Source organism: Streptomyces sp. NPDC086777, assembly GCF_040702065.1.
Taxonomy (GTDB): Bacteria; Actinomycetota; Actinomycetes; order Streptomycetales; family Streptomycetaceae; genus Streptomyces.
The window spans coordinates 16,838-39,883 of record NZ_JBFBJI010000014.1 but is presented as its reverse complement, the minus strand read 5'-3'; the positions used below and the strand labels follow the sequence as shown (position 1 = coordinate 39,883).

19 protein-coding genes are annotated in these 23,046 nt (G+C 71.0%); 11 read left to right on the top strand and 8 right to left on the bottom strand.

What is annotated here, in order from left to right:
- The first annotated feature begins 5 nt into the window (after positions 1–5).
- The 6 genes from AB0472_RS20750 (at position 6) to pgi (ending at position 5,314) form a co-directional block, all read left to right on the top strand.
- Positions 6–1,217 carry a phosphoglycerate kinase gene (locus AB0472_RS20750; protein WP_366357937.1) on the top strand — a complete coding sequence of 404 codons (1,212 nt, stop codon included), beginning with the start codon at positions 6–8 and terminating at the stop codon, positions 1,215–1,217.
- Positions 1,218–1,222: 5 nt separating this feature from the next.
- Positions 1,223–1,999, top strand: a complete 777-nt coding sequence (tpiA, locus tag AB0472_RS20745; protein WP_366357936.1) for a triose-phosphate isomerase — start codon at positions 1,223–1,225, stop codon at positions 1,997–1,999.
- Between the two features lie 130 nt (positions 2,000–2,129).
- Positions 2,130–2,360: a preprotein translocase subunit SecG gene (gene secG, locus AB0472_RS20740; RefSeq protein ID WP_177233337.1), complete on the top strand. Its 231-nt coding sequence runs from the start codon at positions 2,130–2,132 to the stop codon at positions 2,358–2,360.
- Between the two features lie 210 nt (positions 2,361–2,570).
- A complete protein-coding gene (locus AB0472_RS20735) occupies positions 2,571–2,906 on the top strand; it encodes an RNA polymerase-binding protein RbpA (protein WP_003976875.1) in 336 nt (111 codons plus the stop codon).
- 209 nt (positions 2,907–3,115) lie between these two features.
- On the top strand, positions 3,116–3,598 hold the full coding sequence (locus AB0472_RS20730; RefSeq protein ID WP_366357935.1) for a hypothetical protein: 483 nt from the start codon (positions 3,116–3,118) through the stop codon (positions 3,596–3,598).
- Positions 3,599–3,661: 63 nt separating this feature from the next.
- Complete coding sequence (pgi, locus tag AB0472_RS20725) at positions 3,662–5,314, top strand: glucose-6-phosphate isomerase (RefSeq protein ID WP_366357934.1); 1,653 nt, start codon at positions 3,662–3,664, stop codon at positions 5,312–5,314.
- Positions 5,315–5,386: 72 nt separating this feature from the next.
- Here pgi and pgl read toward each other — a convergent pair whose 3' ends face one another.
- The 5 genes from pgl to tkt are packed head-to-tail and all read right to left on the bottom strand — an operon-like array spanning position 5,387 to position 12,036.
- Entirely contained in the window at positions 5,387–6,169 is a 783-nt protein-coding gene (gene pgl / locus AB0472_RS20720) for a 6-phosphogluconolactonase (protein WP_366357933.1), read from the bottom strand.
- The gene (gene opcA, locus AB0472_RS20715) at positions 6,166–7,272 is read right to left on the bottom strand and encodes a glucose-6-phosphate dehydrogenase assembly protein OpcA (protein WP_366357932.1); all 1,107 of its coding nucleotides are present in this window, start codon (positions 7,270–7,272) and stop codon (positions 6,166–6,168) included. Before opcA ends, pgl begins: the two co-directional genes overlap by 4 nt.
- A complete protein-coding gene (gene zwf, locus AB0472_RS20710; RefSeq protein WP_366357931.1) occupies positions 7,269–8,792 on the bottom strand; it encodes a glucose-6-phosphate dehydrogenase in 1,524 nt (507 codons plus the stop codon). The genes opcA and zwf overlap by 4 nt, the downstream gene beginning before the upstream one ends.
- 4 nt (positions 8,793–8,796) lie before the next feature.
- Positions 8,797–9,915 (bottom strand): transaldolase, encoded by a 1,119-nt coding sequence (tal, locus tag AB0472_RS20705; RefSeq protein WP_366357930.1) that lies wholly within the window; start codon positions 9,913–9,915, stop codon positions 8,797–8,799.
- Between the two features lie 33 nt (positions 9,916–9,948).
- The gene (gene tkt / locus AB0472_RS20700; protein ID WP_366357929.1) at positions 9,949–12,036 is read right to left on the bottom strand and encodes a transketolase; all 2,088 of its coding nucleotides are present in this window, start codon (positions 12,034–12,036) and stop codon (positions 9,949–9,951) included.
- A gap of 389 nt (positions 12,037–12,425) precedes the next feature.
- On the opposite strand from tkt, the gene AB0472_RS20695 reads away from it, so the two are divergent.
- The 4 genes from AB0472_RS20695 to AB0472_RS20680 all read left to right on the top strand — a co-directional run bounded on the left by AB0472_RS20695 (position 12,426) and on the right by AB0472_RS20680 (position 15,806).
- On the top strand, positions 12,426–13,382 hold the full coding sequence (locus AB0472_RS20695; RefSeq protein WP_366357928.1) for a heme o synthase: 957 nt from the start codon (positions 12,426–12,428) through the stop codon (positions 13,380–13,382).
- Positions 13,383–13,440: 58 nt separating this feature from the next.
- Entirely contained in the window at positions 13,441–13,773 is a 333-nt protein-coding gene (locus AB0472_RS20690) for a hypothetical protein (protein WP_366357927.1), read from the top strand.
- Between the two features lie 167 nt (positions 13,774–13,940).
- Entirely contained in the window at positions 13,941–15,047 is a 1,107-nt protein-coding gene (locus AB0472_RS20685) for an amidohydrolase family protein (RefSeq protein WP_366357926.1), read from the top strand.
- A gap of 18 nt (positions 15,048–15,065) precedes the next feature.
- Positions 15,066–15,806 carry a nucleotidyltransferase gene (locus AB0472_RS20680; protein ID WP_366357925.1) on the top strand — a complete coding sequence of 247 codons (741 nt, stop codon included), beginning with the start codon at positions 15,066–15,068 and terminating at the stop codon, positions 15,804–15,806.
- On the opposite strand, the gene AB0472_RS20675 is transcribed toward AB0472_RS20680, so the two are convergent.
- Both AB0472_RS20675 and AB0472_RS20670 read right to left on the bottom strand, forming a co-directional pair.
- Entirely contained in the window at positions 15,761–16,780 is a 1,020-nt protein-coding gene (locus tag AB0472_RS20675; protein WP_366357924.1) for a COX15/CtaA family protein, read from the bottom strand. The genes AB0472_RS20680 and AB0472_RS20675 overlap by 46 nt on opposite strands.
- A 50-nt stretch (positions 16,781–16,830) precedes the next feature.
- Positions 16,831–19,449, bottom strand: coding sequence for a tetratricopeptide repeat protein (locus AB0472_RS20670; protein ID WP_366357923.1), 2,619 nt, complete (start codon positions 19,447–19,449; stop codon positions 16,831–16,833).
- Between AB0472_RS20670 and AB0472_RS20665 the strand changes: the two genes are divergently transcribed.
- Complete coding sequence (locus tag AB0472_RS20665) at positions 19,442–20,959, top strand: glycosyltransferase family 4 protein (RefSeq protein ID WP_366357922.1); 1,518 nt, start codon at positions 19,442–19,444, stop codon at positions 20,957–20,959. The two genes, AB0472_RS20670 and AB0472_RS20665, sit on opposite strands and share 8 nt — an antisense overlap.
- Here AB0472_RS20665 and AB0472_RS20660 read toward each other — a convergent pair.
- On the bottom strand, positions 20,896–23,031 hold the full coding sequence (locus AB0472_RS20660) for a glycogen debranching N-terminal domain-containing protein (RefSeq protein WP_366357921.1): 2,136 nt from the start codon (positions 23,029–23,031) through the stop codon (positions 20,896–20,898). The genes AB0472_RS20665 and AB0472_RS20660 overlap by 64 nt on opposite strands.
- Positions 23,032–23,046: the final 15 nt, after the last annotated feature.

The window sequence follows — 23,046 nt, the reverse complement described above, 5'->3', positions numbered from 1 at the left end:
CAACCATGAAGACGATCGACGAACTCCTCGCCGAAGGGGTCGACGGCAAGCGGGTCTTCGTCCGTGCCGACCTCAACGTGCCGATGGCCGACGGTCTGATCACCGACGACGGCCGCATCCGTGCCGTCCTGCCCACCGTCAAGGCCCTCGCCGACGCGGGCGCCAAGGTGGTCGTCGCCTCCCACCTGGGCCGCCCCAAGGGTGCCCCGGACCCGAAGTTCTCCCTCCTCCAGGCCGCCGAGCGGCTCGCCGAACTGCTCGGCGCCCCGGTCGCGTTCGCCCAGGACACCGTAGGCCCCGCCGCCCACGACGCGGTGCGGGGCCTTGAGCCCGGCCAGGTCGCGGTCATCGAGAACCTGCGCTTCAACGCGGGCGAGACGTCCAAGGACGACACCGAGCGCGGCGAGTTCGCCGACCAGCTCGCCGCCCTCGCGGACATCTACGTCGGCGACGGCTTCGGCGCCGTGCACCGCAAGCACGCCTCCGTCTACGACCTCCCGGCCCGGCTGCCGCACTACGCCGGCTACCTGATCGCCACCGAGGTCGGCGTCCTGAAGAAGCTCACCGAGGACGTCCAGCGGCCCTACGTCGTCGTCCTCGGCGGCGCCAAGGTCTCCGACAAGCTCGCCGTCATCGACCAGCTGCTCGGCAAGGCCGACCGCATCCTCGTCGGCGGCGGCATGGTCTATACCTTCCTGAAGGCCAAGGGCTACGAGGTCGGCAGCTCCCTCCTCCAGGAGGACCAGCTGGCGACCGTCACCGAGTACCTGGAGCGCGCCGAGAAGACCGGCGTCGAGATCGTCCTGCCGGTCGACACCCTGGTCTCCGCCTCCTTCCCGGACCTGTCGGCCAAGGCCCCGACCCACCCCGACACGGTCCCCGCGGACGCCATGCCGGCCGGCCAGATGGGCCTGGACATCGGCCCGGAGACCAGCAAGCTGTACGCCTCGAAGCTCGCCGACGCCGCCACCGTCTTCTGGAACGGCCCCATGGGCGTCTTCGAGCACCCCGACTACGCCGCGGGCACCCGGGCCGTCGCCCAGGCCCTCGTCGAGTCCAAGGGCTTCACCGTCGTCGGCGGCGGGGACTCCGCAGCCGCCGTGCGCATCCTCGGCTTCGACGAGAACGCGTTCGGACACATCTCGACCGGTGGCGGCGCCTCCCTCGAATACCTCGAGGGCAAGTCGCTCCCCGGACTCGCCGCACTGGAGGACTGACCTACATGAGCACGCGCACGCCGATCATGGCGGGCAACTGGAAGATGAACCTCAACCACCTCGAGGCCATCGCGCACGTCCAGAAGCTCGCCTTCGCCCTGGCCGACAAGGACTACGAGGCCGTCGAGGTCGCCGTCCTGCCGCCCTTCACCGACCTGCGTTCCGTGCAGACCCTGGTCGACGGCGACAAGCTCAAGATCAAGTACGGCGCCCAGGACCTCTCGGCGCACGACTCCGGCGCCTACACCGGCGAGATCTCCGGCCCCATGCTGGCCAAGCTGAAGTGCACGTACGTGGTCATCGGCCACTCCGAGCGCCGCCAGTACCACGCCGAGACCGACGACGTCGTGAACGCCAAGGTCAAGGCCGCCTACAAGCACGGTCTGACCCCGATCCTGTGCGTCGGCGAGGAGCTGGAGGTCCGCGAGGCGGGCAACCACGTCTCCCACACCCTCGCCCAGGTCGAGGGCGGTCTCAAGGACGTCCCGGCCGAGCAGGCCGAGACCGTCGTGATCGCCTACGAGCCCGTGTGGGCCATCGGCACCGGCAAGGTCTGCGGCGCCGCGGACGCCCAGGAGGTCTGCGCCGCGATCCGTGCCAAGCTCGCCGAGCTGTACAGCCAGGAGCTGGCCGACCAGGTCCGCATCCAGTACGGCGGCTCCGTCAAGGCCGGCAACGTGGCCGAGATCATGGCGCAGGCCGACATCGACGGTGCCCTGGTGGGCGGTGCCTCGCTGGACGCGGACGAATTCGTCAAGATCGTGCGCTTCCGCGATCAGTGATCGGGGTGAGCGAGTAGGCCCCTGGGGCGATCCGTCGTACCCTTGCGGGGACAAGGCGGTCAGCTGCCTTGTCCCCGTGGTTCACCAGAGTCGTTCATCCGCATCCGAGAGAGTTGGTCCAGCCGTGGTTTTGGGGTTCTCGATCGCCCTGATCGTCTTCAGCCTGCTGCTGATGCTGCTGGTGCTGATGCACAAGGGCAAGGGCGGCGGCCTCTCCGACATGTTCGGTGGCGGTATGCAGTCCTCCGTCGGCGGTTCCTCGGTCGCCGAGCGGAACCTGGACCGGATCACCCTGGTGATCGGTCTGCTGTGGCTCGCGTGCATCATCGTCCTCGGCATCCTGATGAAGACGAACAGCTGATCCGCGACTCGCACACACGCACAATCTGCACGTAAGGCCCCATGTTCGGTACGCGCCCCTGAGCGCGGCCTATCATGGGGCTTGCGTCTAGGTGCTGGGGCGGTAACTCCCACCACTGGACGCGCGTTGGGCCTTACGTAGACTGAGGCGCTCGCAACGAAGCGACACGCCGACTCGCTTCGCGGCACCATCACGCAGGGAGTTACGACCGTGGCAAGTGGCAACGCGATCCGAGGTAGCCGGGTCGGGGCGGGGCCGATGGGCGAGGCCGAGCGCGGCGAGTCCGCGCCGCGTCTGCGCATCTCCTTCTGGTGCTCGAACGGGCACGAGACGCAGCCCAGCTTCGCCAGCGACGCGCAGGTGCCCGAGACCTGGGACTGCCCGCGCTGCGGCTTCCCGGCCGGTCAGGACCGGGACAACCCGCCGGACCCGCCGCGCACCGAGCCGTACAAGACGCACCTCGCGTACGTACGGGAGCGGCGCAGCGACGCGGACGGCGAGGCGATCCTCGCCGAGGCGCTCGCCAAACTGCGGGGCGAGATCTAGGAGTTGAGACCGGCCGGGGGCCCGAGGGCGCCTGGCCGGAGTTGTCTCCGCGGCCGGGGCCCGGCCCGTGGTCAGTGGCGCCCTCCACGGTTCGTGTATCGGCGAATCGTGAGGGGCGGCGGTGACGGTGGGCGAGGGGCACCGGCGTGGCGCGGGGGATCCGGGCGGCATTGGACGGCTGTGGACGGCCGCCGCGGTCTCCCGGTTCGGTGACGCGTCACGGCCTCCGCGCTGCCCCCGCCGGCCGCGCGACCGATCGCCGCCCGCCCGCCGACGCCGCGGTGACCGCCTGCGCCCATGTGCCGCGACTGCTGTTCGGCCTGCTCGGCGGCGCCGCCCCGGCCCTGTCGCTGCTGGGTACCGTCCGGCTCCTCGGTGCGCTCGTCGCCCGGATGCTGGTGTTCGGCGGGATGGACTTGGCGGGGAACGTCAACCAGGTCACGCTGATGCAGCAACGTGCGCCCGGGCCTGTGACCGGCCGGATCGCCGCCGCACTCCGTGCCTTTTCCACCTCCGGCGTGCCGCTCGGCGGAGCCGTCGTGGGAGCCTGCGGGCTGACCGGGCCCGCTGCCGGCCGCCGTCCTCCTCGGCCCGGCCGTCACCTCGTTGATACCGGTGCGCAAGCAGGACGTACCTGTTGTTGCGCCGTGGGTCGGCGCGACGGCAGGCCGTGCCCGCGGCTGATCAACTAGGTTGGAACGGCAGCGGCACAGGCGCGCAACAGGACAGGTGCAAGGAAGAAGGCTGAAGTCGGAATGAACGCAGACGGCCGTACCAGGCTCAACCAGACGCCCGAGTGGACCGCGCTCGCCGAGCACCGGGAGGAGCTCGCCGAGACCCATCTGCGGGACCTGTTCGCCGCCGACCCCGGACGCGGCACGGGCTACACCCTCCAGGTCGGCGACCTCCACATCGACTACTCGAAGCACCTGGTCGACGACGAGACGCTGCGGCTGCTGCGCGAGCTGGCCGCCGCGACCGACGTCTTCGGCCTGCGGGACGCCATGTTCCGCGGCGAGAAGATCAACGTCACCGAGAACCGCGCGGTCCTGCACACCGCCCTGCGCGCCCCGCGCGACGCGGTGATCGAGGTCGACGGCGAGAACGTGGTGCCGCAGGTGCACGCGGTCCTGGACAAGATGGCCGACTTCGCCGACCGCGTCCGCTCCGGCGCGTGGACCGGCCACACCGGCAAGCGCATCAGGAACGTCGTCAACATCGGCATCGGCGGTTCCGACCTCGGCCCCGCGATGGCCTACGAGGTGCTGCGCAGCTTCACCGACCGCGACCTCACGGTCCGCTTCGTCTCCAACGTCGACGGCGCCGACCTGCACGAGGCCACCCGCGACCTGGACCCGGCGGAGACGCTCTTCATCATCGCCTCCAAGACGTTCACCACCATCGAGACGATCACCAACGCCACCTCCGCCCGCAACTGGCTGCTCACCGAGCTGAAGGCCGGCCAGGAAGCGGTCGCCAAGCACTTCGTGGCCCTTTCCACGAACTCCGAGAAGGTCGCGGACTTCGGCATCGACACGGCCAACATGTTCGAGTTCTGGGACTGGGTCGGCGGCCGCTACTCCTACGACTCGGCGATCGGCCTCTCCCTGATGATCGCCATCGGCCCGGACCGCTTCCGCGAGATGCTGGACGGCTTCCACCTGGTCGACGAGCACTTCCGCACCGCCCCGCCCGAGGCCAACGTGCCGCTCCTCCTCGGCCTGCTGGGCATCTGGTACGGCAACTTCCACGACGCCCAGTCGCACGCGGTGCTGCCGTACTCGCACTACCTCTCCAAGTTCACCGCCTACCTGCAGCAGCTGGACATGGAGTCCAACGGCAAGTACGTGGCGCGCGACGGCAGGGAGGTCGACTGGCAGACCGGCCCGGTGGTGTGGGGCACGCCGGGCACCAACGGCCAGCACGCGTACTACCAGTTGATCCACCAGGGCACCAAGCTGATCCCGGCGGACTTCATCGGCTTCGCCGAGCCGGTCGCCGAGCTGAGCGATGAACTCAGGGCCCAGCACGACCTGCTGATGGCGAACTTCTTCGCCCAGACCCAGGCGCTGGCCTTCGGCAAGACGGCGCAGGAGGTCCGCGCGGAGGGCGTGGCCGAGGAGCAGGTGGCGCACCGCACCTTCAAGGGCAACCACCCGACGACGACCATCCTCGCGAAGGAACTCACCCCGTCGGTCCTGGGCCAGCTGGTGGCTCTGTACGAGCACAAGGTCTTCGTGCAGGGCGCGGTCTGGAACATCGACTCCTTCGACCAGTGGGGCGTCGAGCTCGGCAAGGTGCTCGCCAAGCGCATCGAGCCCGCGCTGACGGAGGGCGCGGACGTGCCCGGCCTGGACGCGTCGACGACGGCACTGGTCGCCAAGTACCGGGAGCTGCGCGGGCGTTAGGCCCAATCATGGCGGAACCCGTACGGCCGCGGTGGCCGTACGGGTTCCGTCGTCAGTGCCGGGCCGGCTTCGTCACGCCGAAGCCGGCGGATACAGCGACCGCGGCAGCTGGGAGGCCGCTGCCGAGTCCAGGAGCCACAGGGTGCGCCGGCGGCCCTGGGCGCCCGCGGCCGGGGCCTGGATCTCGCCCGCACCGGAGAGGGCGATGGCGACGGCCTCGGCCTTGTCCTCGCCCGCCGCCAGCAGCCAGACCTCGCGGGCCGAGCGGATGGCGGGAAGGGTGAGGGAGACGCGGGTCGGCGGGGGCTTGGGGGCGCCGTGGACGCCGACCACCGTGCGTTCCGTCTCGCGGACCGCGGGCAGCTCCGGGAAGAGCGAGGCCACGTGGGTGTCCGGGCCGACGCCCAGCATCAGGACGTCGAAGGTCGGCACCGGACCGTGGTTCTCGGGGTCGGCCGCGGCGGCCAGCTCGGCCGCGTAGGCCTCGGCGGCCGCGTCCACGTCCGTGCCCCAGGGGCCGTCCGACGCGGGCATGGCATGCACGCGCTTCGGGTCCACCGGGACCTGGCCGAGCAGGGCGTCCCGGGCCTGGGTGACGTTGCGCTCCGGGTCGCCCTCGGGCAGGAAGCGCTCGTCGCCCCACCACAGGTCGAGCCGGCCCCAGTCGATGGCGTCCCGGGCCGGGGCCGCCGCCAGGGCCGCCAGCAGCCCGTTGCCGTTGCGGCCGCCCGTGAGGACCACGGACGCCTCGCCCCGGGAGGCCTGGGCGTCCACGATCTTCGTGATGAGACGGGCCGCGGCGGCCTGCGCCATCAGCTCCTTGTCGCGGTGCACGACCAGCTGGGGAGTGCTCATGTCGCCTTCGCCCTCTTCTTCAGCGGCGGCCTTTCCTGCGGTGCCGCTTCTGTCGTGGGAACCTCGGCAGCGGCTCCGGGGGCTGCTGCCGCGTGGGTGACCGGTTCTCCTTTGGGTGAATCCTCCGGAGCCGAGGCCTCCGGTACCGGTTCCGTGGCCGGGGTGGCCGCGGTGGCCGGCGCGTTCAGGCGCTCCACACCGAACCGCAGCGCCGACGCGTAGGTGTCGTCCGGGTCGAGCCGGCGCAGCTCCTCCGCGATCAGCTCCGCCGTGTCGCGCCGCTTCAGCGCCACCGCACGGTCCGGCTGACCGTCGATGGAGAGCGTCGCGAGGGAGCCGTCGGCGCGGTCGAGCGCGATCGCGCCCTCGCTGGTGGCGAGGCGGACCGCGGTCAGGCCGGGGCCGGCCGAGAGGGAGCGCTTGACGGGGACGTCCAGACGGTCCGCGAGCCACATCGCCAGCAGCTCGCAGCTCGGGTTGAACTCCTCGCCCTCCACCTCGACCGCCTTCACCTCGCAGACCACCTGGTCCAGGGCCGCCGCCAGCATCGAGCGCCAGGGCGTGATACGGGTCCAGGACAGGTCCGTGTCGCCGGGCGTGTAGGCGTCCGCGCGGGCGGACAGCTCCCGTACCGGCTGCTCGGAGGAGTAGGTGTCGGTGACCCGGCGCTGGGCCAGGGCGCCCAGCGGGTCCTTCGCCGGGTCGAGCGGGGCGTTCACCGGCCACCAGACGACGACCGGCGCGTCCGGCAGCAGCAGCGGCAGCACGACCGAGTCGGCGTGGTCGGCGACCTCGCCGTACAGCCGCAGGATCACCGTCTCGCCGGAGCCCGCGTCCGCGCCCACCCGGACCTCGGCGTCCAGGCGGGACGCCGTACGGTCGCGTGGGGAGCGGGAGACGCGCTTGATGACGACCAGCGTGCGCGAGGGGTGCTCGTGCGAGGCGTCGCCGGCTGCCTTCAGGGCGTCGTAGGCGTTCTCCTCGTCGGTGACGATGACGAGGGTCAGCACCATGCCCACGGCGGGCGTGCCGATGGCCCGGCGGCCCTGCACCAGCGCCTTGTTGACCTTGCCGGCCGTGGTGTCCGTGAGGTCTATCTTCATGGGCGGCGCCAGCTCCGTCCGTCTCGTGCCAGCATCTCGTCGGCCTCGGCGGGGCCCCAGGTGCCGGACTTGTACTGGGCGGGCCTGCCGTGCTTGTCCCAGTGGTCCTCGATCGGGTCGAGGATCTTCCAGGACAGCTCGACCTCCTCCGTGCGCGGGAAGAGGTTGGAGTCGCCCAGCAGCACGTCCAGGATCAGCCGCTCGTACGCCTCGGGCGAGGACTCGGTGAACGACTCGCCGTAGGCGAAGTCCATCGAGACGTCCCGGATCTCCATCGAGGTGCCAGGCACCTTGGAGCCGAAGCGGACCGTGATGCCCTCGTCGGGCTGGACGCGGATGACGATCGCGTTCTGGCCCAGTTCCTCGGTCGCCGTGTGGTCGAAGGGGGAGTGCGGGGCCCGCTGGAAGACCACCGCGATCTCGGTGACCCGGCGGCCGAGGCGCTTGCCGGTGCGCAGGTAGAAGGGGACGCCCGCCCAGCGGCGGTTGTCGATCTCCAGCTTCACCGCGGCGTAGGTGTCGGTCTTCGACTTCGTGTCGATGCCGTCCTCTTCGAGGTAGCCGATGACCTTCTCGCCGCCCTGCCAGCCGGCCGCGTACTGGCCGCGCACGGTGGACCTGCCGAGGTCCTTGGGCAGCCGTACGGCGCCGAGCACCTTCTCCTTCTCCGCGGCGAGCGCGTCCGCGTCGAAGGAGGCCGGCTCCTCCATGGCGGTCAGGGCCATCAGCTGGAGGAGGTGGTTCTGGATGACGTCACGGGCCGAGCCGATGCCGTCGTAGTACCCCGCGCGGCCGCCGATGCCGATGTCCTCGGCCATGGTGATCTGCACGTGATCCACGAAGGACCGGTTCCAGATCGGCTCGTACATGGTGTTGGCGAAGCGCAGCGCCAGGATGTTCTGGACGGTCTCCTTGCCGAGGTAGTGGTCGATCCGGAACACCTGGTCCGGCTCGAACACCTCGTGCACGACCTTGTTGAGCTCCTCGGCCGACTTCAGGTCGTGGCCGAAGGGCTTCTCGATGACCGCGCGCCGCCAGGAGCCGCCGGACTGGTCGGCCAGGCCGTGCTTCTTCAGCTGCTGGATGACCACCGGGAAGGAGCGCGGCGGGACGGAGAGGTAGAAGGCGAAGTTGCCGCCCGTGCCCTGCGCCTTGTCCAGCTCCTCGATGGTGGAGCGCAGGCGCTCGAAGGCCTCGTCGTCGTCGAAGGTGCCCTGGACGAAGCGCATCCCCTGGATGAGCTGCTGCCAGACCTCTTCACGGAACGGGGTGCGGGCGTGTTCCTTGACGGCGTCGTGGACCTCGGCGGCGAAGTCCTCGTGGGCCCACTCGCGGCGGGCGAAGCCGACCAGGGAGAAGCCCGGCGGCAGCAGACCCCGGTTGGCGAGGTCGTAGACCGCGGGCATCAGCTTCTTGCGTGAGAGGTCGCCGGTGACGCCGAAGATGACCAGACCCGACGGCCCCGCGATGCGCGGGAGCCGTCGGTCGGCGGGGTCACGCAGCGGGTTGCTGCTTGACAAGGTGTCAGCCCTCCGAGGGGGCCAGGCGCTCCAGCTCCGCCTGGGTCGACTTGAGCAGGTCGTTCCAGGACGCCGCGAACTTCTCGACGCCCTCGTCCTCCAGAACCTGGACCACGTCGTCGTACGAGATCCCGAGCGCTTCGACGGCGTCGAGGTCGGCGCGGGCCTGCTCGTACGTGCCGGCGATCGCGTCGCCGGTGATCTCGCCGTGGTCCTCGACCGCGAGGAGGGTGGCCTCCGGCATGGTGTTCACCGTGTTCGGCGCCACCAGGTCGACGACGTACAGGGTGTCCTTGTACGCCGGGTCCTTCACGCCGGTGGAGGCCCACAGCGGACGCTGCTTGCGGGCGCCCGCGTTCTCCAGCGCCTGCCAGCGGTCCGAGGAGAAGACCTCCTCGTACGCCTGGTAGGCGAGCCGGGCGTTGGCGACGGCGGACCTGCCGCGCAGCGCCTTGGCCTCGTCGGTGCCCAGGTCGTTCAGGCGCTTGTCGATCTCGGTGTCCACGCGGGACACGAAGAACGACGCCACCGAACGGATGAGCGAGAGGTCCAGGCCGCGCTCCTTGGCCTTCTCCAGGCCGGTCAGGTAGGCGTCCATGACCTTGCGGTAACGCTCCAGCGAGAAGATCAGCGTGACGTTGACGCTGATGCCGAGGCCGATGACCTCGGCGATCGCCGGCAGACCCGCCTCGGTGGCCGGGATCTTGATGAGCGTGTTGGGGCGGTCCACCAGCCAGGCCAGCTGCTTGGCCTCGGCGACCGTCGCCTTGGTGTTGTGCGCGAGGCGCGGGTCGACCTCGATCGACACGCGGCCGTCCTGGCCGTCGGTCGCGTCGTACACCGGGCGCAGGATGTCGGCGGCGTCGCGGACGTCCGCCGTGGTGATCATGCGGATGGCCTCTTCGACAGTGACCTTGCGGGCGGCGAGGTCGGAGACCTGCTGCTCGTAGCCGTCACCGGAGGAGATCGCCTTCTGGAAGATCGTCGGGTTGGTGGTGACGCCCACGACGTGCTGCTGGTCGATCAGCTCGGCGAGGTTGCCGGACGTGATCCGCTTGCGCGACAGGTCGTCCAGCCAGATCGCGACGCCTTCGTCGGAGAGGCGCTTGAGTGCGTCTGTCATGGAATTACATCTCCTACGTGTCGTATATGAGCGTCAGCGCTGGGCGGCGGCGATGGATTCCCGGGCCTTGGCGGCCACGTTCTCGGCAGTGAAGCCGAACTCGCGGAAGAGCACCTTGCCGTCGGCGGAAGCACCGAAGTGCTCCAGGGAAACGATGCGGCCGGCGTCCCCGACGTACTTGTGCCAGGTCAGACCGATACCCGCCTCGACCGACACCCGCGCCTTGACGGACGGCGGCAGGACGCTGTCCCGGTACCCCTGGTCCTGCTCCTCGAACCACTCCACGCACGGCATGGAGACGACGCGCGTGGGCACACCGTCGGCCTCCAGCTGCTCGCGCGCCTCGACGGCGACGTGCACCTCGGAGCCGGTCGCGATCAGGATGACCTCGGGGGCGCCGTTCGACGCCTCGAAGAGGACGTAACCGCCCTTGACCGTGTCCTCGTTGGACTCGTACACCGGCACGCCCTGACGGGTCAGCGCCAGGCCGTGCGGGGCACCCTTGCCGAAGACCTTCGTGTAACGCCGGAGGATCTCGCGCCAGGCGATGGCCGTCTCGTTGGCGTCGGCCGGGCGGACCACGTTCAGGCCCGGGATGGCGCGCAGCGAGGCGAGGTGCTCGACCGGCTGGTGGGTGGGACCGTCCTCGCCGAGGCCGACGGAGTCGTGGGTCCACACGTACGTCACCGGCAGGTGCATCAGCGCCGACAGCCGCACCGAGTTGCGCATGTAGTCGGAGAAGACGAGGAACGTACCGCCGTAGACACGGGTGTTGCCGTGCAGGGTGATGCCGTTCATCTCCGCGGCCATGGAGTGCTCGCGGATACCGAAGTGGATGGTGCGGCCGTAGGGGTTCGCACCCGGCAGCGGGTTGTCCGCCGGCAGGAACGAGCTGTTCTTGTCGATGGTCGTGTTGTTCGACCCGGCGAGGTCGGCGGAACCGCCCCACAGCTCCGGGATCACCGCGCCGAGCGCCTGGAGCACCTTGCCGGAGGCCGCGCGGGTGGCGACGCCCTTGCCGGGCTCGAAGACCGGGATCTTCTCCTCCCAGCCCTTGGGCAGCTCGCCCGCGGCGATGCGGTCGAATTCGGCGGCCCGCTCGGCGTTGCTGTCCCGCCACTGCTGGAACGACTTCTCCCACTGCGCCTTGGCGGCCGCGCCGCGCTCGCCGGCCTGCCGGGTGTGGGCGATGACCTCCTCGGCGACGTCGAAGCTCTTCTCCGGGTCGAAGCCGAGGACGCGCTTGGTGGCCGCGACCTCGTCCGCGCCCAGCGCCGAGCCGTGCGCGGCCTCGGTGTTCTGCGCGTTCGGGGCGGGCCAGGCGATGATCGAGCGCATCGCGATGAAGGACGGCTTGTCCGTCACCTTCTTCGCGGCCTCGATCGCGTTGTAGATGGCGTGCGGGTCCAGGTCGCCGTCCGGCTTCGGGGCGATCCGCTGCACGTGCCAGCCGTAGGCCTCGAACCGCTTGACGGTGTCCTCGGAGACCGCCGTCTCGGTGTCGCCCTCGATCGAGATGTGGTTGTCGTCCCACAGCAGGACCAGGTTGCCGAGCTTCTGGTGGCCCGCCATCGATGACGCCTCGGCGGAGATGCCCTCCTGGAGGCAGCCGTCACCGGCGATGCAGTAGACGAAGTGGTCGAACGGCGACTCGCCCTGCGGCGCGTCCGGGTCGAACAGACCGCGCTCGTAACGGGCGGCCATGGCCATGCCCACCGCGTTCGCGACACCCTGGCCCAGCGGACCCGTGGTGGTCTCCACACCCTTGGTGTGGCCGTACTCCGGGTGGCCCGGGGTCTTCGAGCCCCAGGTGCGGAAGGCTTCGAGGTCTTCCAGCTCCAGACCGAAGCCGGCCAGGTAGAGCTGCGTGTAGAGGGTCAGCGACGAGTGACCGGCGGACAGCACGAAGCGGTCGCGGCCCACCCAGTCGGGGTCGGACGGGTCGTGCCGCATCACCTTCTGGAAGAGGGTGTACGCGGCCGGCGCCAGGCTCATCGCCGTACCCGGATGGCCGTTGCCGACCTTCTGTACGGCATCGGCGGCCAGGACGCGGGCGGTGTCTACGGCCCGCTGGTCCAACTCGGTCCAGTCGAGGTCTGTGGTGGTCGGCTTGGTGCTCACCCTGGGTCAGGGCTCCTCTCCACATGTTCGGTTACCGGTCCCCGGGCACACGCCCGCACCGGCTGCCGGTGCACTGGGTGCCCACCGGCCGTTGTCGAGCCTACCCCCGTAAGGACGTGCATTTTTTCGAGTGTTTCCAGACTGCCGGGACTCTCGGGGATCCGCCTCCCGACTGGCCGAGAAGGCATGTCGGCACACGAATGCAGGTGAATACGCAGCCGCTCATCTGACTGCTCAATCGAGCCGCCCCACCCCTCTCCCGAGACGCCCGCCAACACGACCCCACCCCCGCGAAGGTCGAGGTATGGGCAACGTCTAAAGTGGCGTGGTACGCGCGAGCCTTCACCGTGAGTTCACACGGCGGGGCTCGCTGGGAGTCTCTGTCAGGGGTGTGCGTGACGGCCGTCGAATCCCGTCCAGCCGGGGTGCTCGGTGCGAGCGAGAGCCCGAGTCACCGGCCGCCGATCGGGGCCCGTGTCAAGGCTTTCGTGGCGCTGACCAAGCCGCGGATCATCGAGCTGCTGCTCATCACCACCGTTCCGGTGATGTTCCTGGCGCAGCAGGGTGTGCCCGATCTGACGCTGGTGCTGCTCACCTGCGTCGGCGGCTACCTCTCGGCGGGCGGCGCGAACGCGCTGAACATGTACATCGACCGGGACATCGACGCGCTGATGGACCGCACCTCGCAGCGCCCGCTGGTGACCGGCATGGTCAGCCCGCGCGAGTGCCTCGCCTTCGGCATCACCCTGGCGGTCGTCTCCACGCTGCTGTTCGGTTTCACCGTCAACTGGCTGAGCGCCTGGCTGTCACTCGGAGCGCTGCTCTTCTACGTCGTCGTCTATACGATGATCCTCAAGCGCCGTACCTCCCAGAACATCGTCTGGGGCGGTATCGCCGGCTGTCTGCCGGTGCTGATCGGCTGGTCGGCCGTCACCGACTCCATGTCGTGGGCGCCCGTCATCCTCTTCCTCGTCATGTTCTTCTGGACGCCACCGCACTACTGGCCGCTGTCCATGAAGGTGAAGGACGACTACGCGCGCGTGGGCGTGCCGATGCTGCCGGTCGTGGCCTCCAACAAGGTGGTCGCCAAGCAGATCGTCGTCTACAGCTGGGTGATGGTCGGCGTCTCGCTGCTGCTCACCCCCCTCGGCTACACCGGCTGGTTCTACACGCTGGTCGCCCTGGTGGCGGGCGGCTGGTGGCTGTGGGAGGCGCACGGACTGCAGAACCGCGCGAAGGCGGAGGTGACGGGCGCCAAGCTCAAGGAGATGCGCCTGTTCCACTGGTCCATCACCTACGTCTCGCTGCTGTTCGTGGCCGTCGCCGTGGACCCCTTCCTGCGCTGACACAGGTCACATCGCCCTGCCCTCGCCAGTGGATCTACTCGTGAGTAGCATCCTGTCCATGGCAGACACGCAGGCAGACACGCAGCAGGTTGACCAGAAGGCCGAGCGCAAGGTCGTGCGCCTCGCCAAGCAGATCGACACCTTCGCCAAGGCCCACGGCGGCGCCGAGGGCCAGGTCGCCTACATCGGCGAACGCGGCGCCCGCATCGTCCTGGTCGGCGAGGACGGCGGCTGGGGCGACCTGGTGGCCCCGACGTACGAGATCGCCGAGCAGGCGGTCGCCAAGTCCGGCATCACGGTCCACGAGTCCTTCGACGGCGAGTTCGCGGCCAAGGCGACGACGGGCCCGTACGAGTGGAAGCGGATGGCCGGTATCCAGGTGGGCGGCTGAACGACGCGCCCCTGAGGGGCGCCGGAGGTCCCCCCGGCCGAAGGCTGGGGGGAGGAGCTGCGCGACAAGCCCCCACCGGCCCGCGGCCGAAGAACGACCGCACACCGCGACCTCAGTCCCCGTTCACCCGTTAAGACGGACATACAGCCGTCCACACGGGAGCCCGGATGATCGAGACGCCGAACCTGGTGGACCAGTACTGCCACGGAGTGCTGCGTACGGAGCTCGGCCTCGGCACCTTCGAGGCCCAGCTCGCCCGCACCGAAGGGCCGCCGGCCGCCGGCACCACCCTCTTCGACACCCAGACCGGCTTCGCGGTACGGCGCTGGTGCCCCCCGCTCCTCGGCCTGGAACCCCACTGCGCGCCGGCCCACTACCTGGCCAGGCGCCGGGAACTCGGCGTCCTGGAGGCCGGCCGCCGTCTCCTGCGCGGCACCGGCATCACCACCTACCTCGTCGACACCGGCCTGCCCGGCGACCTCACCGGCCCCGCCGAGATGGCCTCGACCGGCGACGCCGCGGCCCGCGAGATCGTCCGCCTGGAGCTCCTGGCCGAGCAGGTCGCCGACACCTCCGGCACCGTCGAGTCGTTCCTCGCCAACCTCGCCGAGTCCGTGCACGGCGCGGCGGCCGGCGCGGTCGCCTTCACCTCCGTCGCCGGTCTCCGGCACGGCCTGGCCCTGGCCCCCGAACCCCCCGGCCCCGGTGAGGTCAGAGGTGCGGCCGGCCGCTGGCTGGCGCGCCGCCGGGTCGGCGGCGAGCTGGCCGACCCGGTCCTGCTGCGCCACCTGCTCTGGATCGCCGTGGCCTCCGGCCTCCCGCTCCAGCTGCACGCCGGCCTCGGTGAGCCCGGCGCGCGGATCGACCGCACCGACCCGGTCCTGCTCACCGACTTCGTCCGGGCCACCGCCGGCCTCGGCACCGACCTGGTCCTGCTGCACGGCTACCCCTACCACCGCCACGCCGCCCACCTCGCCGGCGTCTTCCCGCACGTGTACGCCGACTCGGGCGCGGCCCTGGTGCGCACCGGCGCCCGCGCCGCGACGATCCTCGCCGAGATTCTGGAACTGGCCCCCTTCGGCAAGATCCTCTTCTCCAGCGGTGCGCACGGCCTGCCCGAGCTGCACGTGGTCGGCGCCCACCTCTTCCGCGAGTCCCTCGCCCAGGTCCTGGGCGGCTGGGTCGCCGAGGGCGCCTGGTCGCTCGGCGACGCCCGGCGCGTGGCCGGGCTGATCGCGGCGGGAAACGCGCAACGGGTGTACGGGCTGGAGTGAGCTGTCCAGACTGGGCGCATGGACACCGAGACGTTACTGGCCCGCTTCCTCCGCGAACTGTCGGTGCTGGACCCCGTGGCCGTGTGGGCGCACGGCTCGCTCGCCGCGGGCGACGACTACCAGGAGGGCCGCAGCGACCTGGACCTGATCGCGGTGCTGCCGGCCCCGGTGCGCCCGGCGGTCGCATGGAAGGTGGCGGTGGCGCACGCCCGGCTGCGCACGCTGCCGCTCGCCCCCGTCCTGCACTGCACCTACCTGACCCCGGCGACGGCGGCCGACCCGGCCCGCTCCCATCTGACCTGGGCGCACGGACAGCTGTTCAAACGGCCGGTCAGCCCCGTGACCCGGCGCGAGCTGCACGCCTTCGGGCGGGTGCTGCACGGCAGGGCGCCGGCCGGTCTGCTGCCACCGGTGACCGACCGCGAACTCGGTGACTTCGTCGTCCGCGACCAGCGGGACTACTGGCGGCCCGTCGTCGACAAGGCCCCGCCGTGGACCCGGGACGTCTGGGTGGACCTGGGCCTGATCACCTTCGCCCGCGCCACCGTCACCGCCCGCGAGGGCCGCCTGATCTCGAAACGCGAGGCCCTGGACCTGCTGCCCGCGCTCGGCGCGCCCGTCGAGGTCGTCGAGGACATCCGGATCCGCCGTTACGGCGACCCCGCCCCGCGCACCGGGGAGTGGACCGCGCGCCGGGCCCGGCTGACCCGGGACTACCTGGGGCCGGCGATCGACGCGCTCACGGCGTCGTACGCCTGAACGGGGACGTCGGCCGTGATCTCGGCGCGTTCCCGCAGCGAGAGCAGGACCCGCAGCACGCCGATCCACACCAGGCAGGAGCCGAACATGTGCAGGCCGACCAGGACCGTGGGCAGATGGGTGAAGTACTGGACGTATCCGATCACGCCCTGACCGAGCAGGATCAGGAACAGGTCACGGACGCGGTCCCGCGGTCCCTGGGGTGCGCCGACACCCTTGAGGAAGAACCACAGCGCGAAGGTCAGCGACACCACGATCCAGGCGAAGACCGCGTGCAGTTCGGCGACGCCGGACCAGCTGACGTCGATGCGCTCGACGTCGCCGGAGTCGCCCGGGTGCGGTCCCGCGCCGGTGACCACCGTGCCCGCGGTGATGAGCAGCAGCGTCACGGCGACCAGCGCCCACACCAGCTGCTGCACCGCCCTGCCGACCACCGGCCGCGGTTCGCCGTCGCCCTCGCGGGTGCGCTGCCACATCAGGGCGGCGACCGTGATGAGCGCCGTCGCCAGCAGGAAGTGCGCGGCGACGGTGTACGGGTTGAGGCCGACGAGCACCACGATGCCGCCGAGGATCGCGTTGCTCATCACGAGCCAGAACTGCGCCCAGCCCAGCCGGGTCAGGCTGCGCCGGAAGGGCTTCTGGGACCGGGCCGCGATGATCGCCCAGCCCACCGCCGCGCACAGCACGTAGGTCAGCATGCGGTTCGTGAACTCGATGGCGCTGTGGTAGCTCAGCGCGTCGGTCGGGGTCAGCGAGCCGGCGGTGCACTCGGGCCAGGTCGGGCAGCCGAGCCCGGAACCGGTGAGCCGCACCGCGCCGCCGGTGACCACGATGACCACCGACATGACGAGCGCTGCGAATGCCGCCCGCCGGACGGTCCGGGGCTCCGGCGTCCAGCGGTCGGCGATGAAGGCGAGCGGGTTGCGCACCGCCGCTACGAGGTCGGTGGGGGTCAGCTTGAGCACGGGCACCATGGTAGGGGGCCGCTTGTGCATCCGTTCACGAGGGTCGGGGTCGCCGTGTCTCACAACAGCCGGCGGATGCGGTCCGCCTCGCGCCTGAGCCGGCCGGCCTCCTCGTGGTCACCGCGGTCCGAGGCGCAGTCGGACAGGTGCTCGCACACGGCCATCAGCGCGGGGTGGTCGTCACCGAGGGCCGCCCGGAAGATCCCGTCCGCCTCCCGGAGCACGCGCTCGGCGCCGACGCCGTCGCCCTGTGCGCGCAGCACGGGACCGAGCCGGGTCAGGGACTTGGCGCGGTAGTAGTGCCGCTCGCCGTAGAGCCGCAGGTAGATCGCCTCGGCCCGCTCCAGTGTCCGCCGCGCTTCGGCAGGCCGCCCCTGCGCGAGCCGTAAGGAGCCGAGCTTGTTGAGGCAGGCCGCGTATTTGTGCTCCTCCGCCTCGCTGCGCTTGCGGTGCAGCTCCACCACCGGTCCGAGGAGCCGCTCGGCCCGGTCCAGTTCGGCGCGGGCCCTGCGGCTCAGATCGCGGCGGTGCAGCAGGCGCAGGCTCCGGCGCGCCTGCTCCCGGTGGCTCTCGCTGCGCCGGCGCAGCACGTCCGACAGGAACTTGGCGATCTGGGCCGTCTCGAAGTCCTCCGGTCCCCGATGGGCGCCGAACACCGTCAGGGCCTCGGTGAGCATGGCCTCCGCGTGTTCCAGCTGCCCTCTGTCCTGGGCGACGATGCCCAGGTCGCGCTGGAGCATGGCCCGGAACACGGTGTAGTCGGGGGGCTCCTGGTTGCCCCGGGTGGGTATGCACTCCTCCGCCCGCCGGTAGTGCCGGGTGGCCTCGGTGAGGCGCCCCGCGTTCCGGTGGATCAGCCCGGTCTCCTGCTCGGCGACGGCCCAGTCGAGGCTCTCCTCCCGCCATGCCTGACCCTCGTAGATCCCGACCGCGGTCCGGGCCGCGCGCAGCGCCTCGGGGAAGCGGTTGTGCTCGCGCATGATGCCTCCCAGCTGTCGCTGGCAGTGGGCCCGTAACCGCAGGAACGTCTCCTCCTCGCGGTCGTCGCACAGCTCGAGGGCACGGCGGCACTCCCGTTCGGCGTCGTCCAGCCCGGCCAGGAGATAGTGCTGGCGGGCCACGGCGTACCGGGCCGTCGCGCGGCCGAGGACGTCACCGTTGCCGATCTCGCGCAGCTCGGCCTCCCGCTCGAAGAAGTCCAGCGAACGCACCCAGTCGCAGCGGTGCTCCTGATAGGCGCCGACGCGGTGCAGCAGCCGGGCCAGCGCCTCGGGGTCCTGGGACGCGCCCAGCCCGCCGCCGGCGTCGTCGCCCCAGGCGAGCTTGTCGATGACGGCCTCGACGTGCGGCATCAGCCGTTCGCACACCGGCCTGGACGCCAGCAGGTCCGGAGTGGTGGGGAAGCATGCCTCCACGAGCCGCACCGCGGCCTGGGACCACTCCAGGCGCTCGGCCAGACTCAGCCCGTCGTGGATCAGGGTCTGGACGCGTGGGTGCATGCCGTAGGCGGCGGATCCGTCGCGCCAGTCCCCGCTGCGGGTCAGCAGGGAGTGGTCCACCAGCAGCAGAACCGCGCGGTTGAAGGTGACCGGGTCGGCCATCACCGTCCGCAGCCGGACCGGGAGGACCGACCGGTACTGCATCAGCGTGGTCTTCTGTACGTCCTCCGAAGCGAGGAACGTGCACAGCCGCAGCAGGTCCACCGCGGCGGGCGAGGTCTCCGAGATGCGGGAGATGGCGCGCCGGAAGGTGTCCTCGACCGAGGCGCCGCCGGGCAGGTCGCGCAGGTACTCGACCACGGTCGTCTCCGCCTGGACGATGTAGGCCGCCGCCTGTTCGAGGGCCAGCGGCAGCCAGCCGAGCTGGCGGCCGAGCCGGGTGAAGGCCTCCAGGTCCTGCTCCGAAGCCTCTTTCGGTTCGATCCCGAAACGCTTCCGCAGGAACTCGATGCCCTCGTCCTCCGGGAAGACCCGGAGCTCGATGGGGCTCGCGCGCAGGCCGTCCCACCCCTGGTTCTGCTGGGTGGTGATCAGCACCTCGCCGTCGCCCTCCGACGGCAACAGGCTGCGCAGCGCGTCCTCGTAGGCGGGCCAGCCGTCGTAGACGAGCAGCCAGCCGCGCTGTTCGCGCAGCCAGCGCCACAGGTTCATGAGGACGACGTTCTTGCTCTCCTGGTCGTGGATGCCCACGTACTGGGCGAACTCCAGCAGCTCCGTGCGCAGGGCGTCGGGTCCGGACGCGTTGAGCCACCAGGTCAGGGAGTGCCGGTCCAGCTGGTCGCGGGCGTAGGCCACGGCGAGCTGGGACTTGCCGGCGCCGGTCGCCCCGTACAGGACGCAGACCCGGGGAACGGGCCGCTCGTCCCGCCGCCGTCCGCGGACCGGGCCCCGCAGCACGCCCACGATGCGTTCGGTCTCGGCGGCGCGGCCGGTGAAGTACATGCTGAGGACGGGCAGGTTGTGCGGCGGCCCCTGGAGCGCGCCCGCCGGCACGTCCGGCAGGAGGTCCGGGCCGGACCTGCGGGCGACCTGCGCGGCGATGCCGCCGGCCAGGCCCGCCACCAACCCCGCGGCCACGGACAGCCCCCACAGCAGAGCGCTCCCGGAGTCGGCGGCCTTCACGGCCACCGCGACGAACGCGGTCGTTCCGGTTCCCGCCCCGGCGGAGACAGTGATCACCCAAGCGCGCATGTGGTTCCCCCGAAGCCGCGCCACTGCCGTGGATTCGACCCACGTTCAGAGCGAATGTCGTCGAATCTTCTGTTTTCCCTACTTCTCTGTCGTGCAACCAATCGGTAACCGGTTCGTTGAAACCATCAGTTCGGGGCCGGGCGGTGGAATAGCATCCCGGCTTGCGCAAGTCTGTTCTGCCGTTCACCGGGGTGCGGCCCGAACGCGGTGGCAAGGGTGCCCGGAGGCGGCAATGAGTCAGGAGCCGGATCGACAGACCCCGAAGGCGCTGAACGTCGCCTTCGTCCACTGGGCGTTCCCGCCGACGGTCGGCGGCGTGGAGTCGTACCTCTGGAACTGCTCCAGGCTGCTCGCCAGAAGCGGGTACCGGGTGACGGTGTTCACGGGGACGTCGGAGGTCCGGACGCCCCCGGAGGGCGGGGTCGAGGTGCTGCGGCATCCGGGGCTCGACCTGTCCCGGGCCCCCGGGAGCGCGGCGGAGCGGGCCGAACTGCGCACGTGGTTCAGGAGTGAACTGGCCCGCAGGGAGATCCGGTTGGTCCACGGCCACAATCTCCACCACTTCTCGGCGGCACCGGCCGAGGCGCTGCTCGACCTCAGGGCCGACCTGGACCTGGTGCTGCTGCACACGTACCACAGCATCTGGCGTGACCCCGAGAGCGTCGCCCTGGCCAGGGCGTGCGGTGAGTTCGACGCGCACTTCGCGGTCTCCGGCTTCCTCCGTGACGCCTGCGCGGAGGACCTCGGGGTGAAGGGTGCGGAACTCATGTACCTCGGCATCGACGCCGAATCTTTTCTCCGGGTTCCGGAACTCACCGATCCGGCACCGGACGACGAGGCGCTCGTCCTGCTGCCGGCCCGTCTCATTCCCGACAAGGGAGCGTTGATGGCCGTACGGGCCATGCGTCGGGTCCTGAACGAGAAACTTCCGGTGCGCCCCCGCCTCGTTCTCATGGACACACCGAATTCGGTTGATTTCCATGGCGAAAAGGTCGGCTTCCGAGATGACGTGACCAGGCTTGCAAAGGATTTGAATGTCGCGGATCGCGTGAGTTTCGACCGGGCGGGCGTGGACGGAATGCACGACCTGTACCGGCGCGCGCGTGTCGTGGTGTGTCCGTCGACGTTCGCCGAGCCCATGGGCCTCGCGGCGCTGGAGGCGATGTGTTCGGCACGCCCCGTCGTCGCCACCGACGTGGGCGGCCTCGCCGAGGGAGTGGGCCGGGACGGCTCGACCGGGTTCCTCGTACCGCCCGGCGATTCGGATGCCCTTGCCCGTCACGTCACCGAACTGCTCCGCTCGCCGGGCCTGGCGCGCACCGTCGGCAATGCGGCGAGGAAGCGCGTGGTGGCGGAATTCGACCTGGAGAGTCGTTGTCTGCCCCCCTTGCTGTCGGCCTACGAGAAGTGTTCGGGTCTTCCGTTCCGGTGGCGTCAGGAGGCCACGTGCCGCCATCCGTCGGGAAGTCCCTCGACCGTGATGCCGTCCTTCGGGTGATCCGTGCGGACGGTGACGATCCGCCCGGCCAGGCGTACGCCCTCGACCCCGCGGATCAGCGGCGCGGCCGGGGAGAGCTCCCGCACCATGGGGGCGACCAGGAGGGTGCGGTTCGTCCGATCCGGCCGGAGACCTAGCAGGGCGCCCAGCAGGGCCACACCGGATGCGGCGGACCAGCCCTGTGGACGGCAGGCGGCGGGGTAGGCGAGCGGAGCGGGTGCTCCCGGTGTGCGGGTGTCGCCGCCGTACAGTTCCGGCATCCGGTACTCGAAGTGGCTCGCCGCGTCGAGCAGGCCTGTCGTCAGGGCGTACGCCTCCTCGTGGCGGCCCGCCGCGGACAGGCCCTGGATCGCGATCGCGGTGTCGTGCGTCCAGACCGAACCGTTGTGGTAGCTCAGCGGGTTGAAGCCGGGCAGCGCGTCCGAGCGGCTGCGCAGCCCCCAGCCGGAGTTCAGTTCGGGCGAGGCGAGCCACGCCGCCACGTCCCGGCAGCCGTCGGCGTCCAGGATGCCGGTGGACAGCAACTGGCCCATGTTGGACGCGGGCCCGCTGACCGGTTCCAGGCCCCGGCCGACGGCGATCGCCACGTACCGCGGGGCCGGACCGTGCCGGGCCGGCACCCAGAAGGTGTCGGCGAAGTGTTTGCGCAGCGCGTCCGCCCAGGTACGGAGCCGGGCGGCCGTGTCGTGACGGCCGCGGGCCGACAGCAGCCCGGCCAGCCCCGTCGCCGCCTGGTAGGCGTACCCCTGCACCTCGCACAGCGCCAGCGGCGGTTCGATACGGCGGCCGGTCGCGTCCCGGACGGCGTCCTCGCTGTCCTTCCACGACTGGTGGCGCAGCCCGCCCTGCCGGGGGTAGTAGCGCAGGAACCCGTCCTCGTCCCCGGCGCAGACCTCCAGCACCCACTCCATGGCGCGCTCGGCGTACGGCAGCAGCGCGTCGACCTCATCGTCCGGCAGGCCCCAGTGCCACGCGTCCACCAGGAGCGACACGAACAACGGAGTCGCGTCGACGGAGCCGTAGTAGCGGGAGGGCAGCCGCAGGCCGTGACCGTGTTCGGCGTCGGCCGGGCGCAGTTCGTGGAGGATGCGCCCGGGCGCCTCCTCGCGGAACACGTCGTGGGCCGTGCCCTGGCGGCGCGCGAGGGCCCACAGGGTGCCGCGGGCCAGGTCCGTGCCCAGGGGCAGCATCATGCGCGCCGACCAGATCGAGTCACGGCCGAACAACGTCAGGTACCAAGGGCAGCCCGCCGCGATGAACTGGTCCTCGGTGCCGCCCGCCGTCCGCGTTCCGCGTTCGGGATCCGCGAGCCGCAGCGCCCCCAGGTCGTCCAGGCCCCGGCGGACCAGTGCCACCAGCCGTGGGTCGCCCGCCACCCGGGGTGCGGCCCAGGGGGCTGCCGATCGCGGTGCGCCGGGGTGGCCCGGCGGAGTGGGGACCGCACCTCCGGTCACGCCGACGTGGGTGTGCCAGTCCTCGCCCGGGCGCAGCATGATCCGGGGCCAGGCGAAGGTACCGCCCTCCGGTCCGTCCGTGACCTCCGGTGCGCTCACCCCGCCCACGGTGCGGACCTCGGCCCGGCCCGCCGGGGTCTGCCAGCGCAGAGCGCCGCCGTCCCCGGAGGCGGTGCACGGCACGGTCGGCGTCCGGCGGCCCCGCTTGACGTCGGCGATGTCCGCGAGGTCGGTCGCCAGCGCCAGTTCGAGGCGCAGCCAGCGGGCGACCGTACCGACGTTCCGCAGCTGGATGAACTCGCCCTGGCCCGCCGTCCGCACCCGCTCGACGATCAGGGTGGGATCGTCGCTCGGGTCGCCCTGGTAGCGGTGGACCGAGGTGAAGCGCACCCGGTCGGGGCCGAGCGGCTGGACGCCGATCGGCTCGGGCTCGCGTCCGTCGATCAGCAGACAGGCCGTGTGCAGCAGCCTGCGGTCGTGGCCGTAGAAGCCCTCGGCGTGAAGACCGCGCAGCTGCCCGTCCCGCGGCGATGCCACGAAGGCCGGGGCGGCCACGCACATCACGACGTCGTGCAGCAACGGTTGCAGAGCGCTGGGGAGTTCCGCCGACTCGTACACGGAGCGTCTTTTCCC